We start from the raw sequence: 1,780 nt of genomic DNA on the forward strand, positions 1-1,780 counted from the left end.
TGTCGCAGCTATTTAAAGATGAGACAAAGCAAGCAACTTAGAAATGCGATATGATCCTAATCATTATTACTTCGTTTGCAAGTTGCTGTATTTGTGAAGGGGCAAAGGCGCAAGCCGCCGGCCGGGTGAAGCTGGTCAGGGTTGCGCAGCCCGGTCGGCGGCGGATGGCTTTCCCAGCAAAATGAACTTTAGCTTTGACCGCCCGGTCACTTTGCCGCCTTCAGCTGCGCAAGGGCTTGCTGGCGCTTTGCGATAACCACCGGATCCTGGGTAAAATCGGTCTTTCTGCCAGGCTTGGTGCCACGCTTCTGGTAGCCATTCCCTTGGCTGCCATCGCGAATGCCGAACATATGATCCGTCTGACCGGTGCGGCGCGGTCCGCCTTTGCTGCGCTGCTGTTGGCGCCCCGCCTGCAGTTCAACCACGATCGAAAGCATGTCATCCAGCCGTTTGTTCTCCACCACATCAGGGCGATGCACGGAACGTAACGTGTCGAACGTCCTGTAGGGCAGGGTGGCTTGCCCATCTGTGATCTCCAGGCGTCCGTCAGGATAGTCGCAAACCACAACCTTCTTGCCGGCCAGCGCCGCTGCGCGATCTGTCGGATCGAGAATGAACATCACCTTGTCATAGCGCAGCGTCAACGAGTTCGACAGCTTGCGAACCTCCTTGCGGCACATCGCACCATCGAGGTTCTCATGCGCGGCAAACGGCCGATGCATGTCCTTCGGATTACGCGCTGCCTTGCCAAAGCGACGATTGAAGTCGGCCATGAACTCTGGCGCATAGGCGTTCGCCGCCTCGATCGTATCGATGCCGCGCAGCCGCAATTCCTTCACCAGCCGATCCTGCAGCGTCTGATTGGCGCGCTCGACGCGCCCCTTGGCCTGCGGGGTGTTGGCGCAGATGATGTCGATGTTCAGCTCATAAAGCGCCCGACCGAATTGCGTCAGACCGCTCGTGCGGTCCTTCAGCGAGGCATGCGTGCTGCGAAAAACGCCGTGCTTGTCACTGTAGAACGCAATCGGCTTGCCCCATTGCTGCAAATAGGCCTTCGTCGCGTGCAGATAGTCAAAGGTGTTTTCTGAAGCCGCAAAGCGTAAGTGCAGAAGCTTGCCCGTCGCATCGTCGATATAGACGAGCAGGGCGCATTTGCGGCCACGTTCCTCGAACCACCAATGATGCGAACCATCGATCTGGATAAGCTCACCAAAACAATCGCGCCGGCCGCGTGGCTGGAAAACCCGCTTCTTACGCGCCCGGCGTGATAGCCAAATACCGGCTTCCATCATCCACTGACGCAGCGTCTCCTTGCTGACGGAAACCTGATGGCGCTCGGCAAGCTTCTCGGCCGCCAAGGTCGGACCGAAATCCGCGTAATGCTCACGCACCAGGTCGAGAGCCAGATTGCGGAAATCCTCGCTGTGGCGCCGGTTGCTCGGACGACCACGCTTCTTCGAGGCCAGGCCGTCGGCGCCGTCCACATCATAGGCCTGCAAAAGCCGATGGACCTGGCTGCGACTGAGCCCCAACAGCTCAGCCGCCCGGACCACCGTCAGGCGTCCTTGGCGAACCTGCTGAATACGTTCAAGACGATGCAATTCCTTCTGCGACATGACGATCAAACAAGACATGACGACTCCGAACACAGATGGCCTTGGCCACGATGCAAGTCGCTGATCTTGCTCCCCAACGCTGACCTTCGACCAGCATCCCAAGAGGCGACGACTGTCGCATCTCTAACCGGCTCATGTGTCGCATCTCTAAAATGCCGCTACAC

Annotated in this window: 1 protein-coding gene; it reads right to left on the minus strand. The window is 58.3% G+C overall.

Translation table 11 applies throughout. From position 1 onward, the window contains the following. Window positions 1-206: 206 nt before the first annotated feature. Window positions 207-1,634, minus strand: coding sequence for an ISNCY family transposase (locus AC1RTB_RS26435; protein ID WP_492882235.1), 1,428 nt, complete (start codon window positions 1,632-1,634; stop codon window positions 207-209). Between the last annotated feature and the right edge of the window lie 146 nt (window positions 1,635-1,780).

The organism is Aminobacter sp. GW821-FHT11F06, from assembly GCF_058808215.1.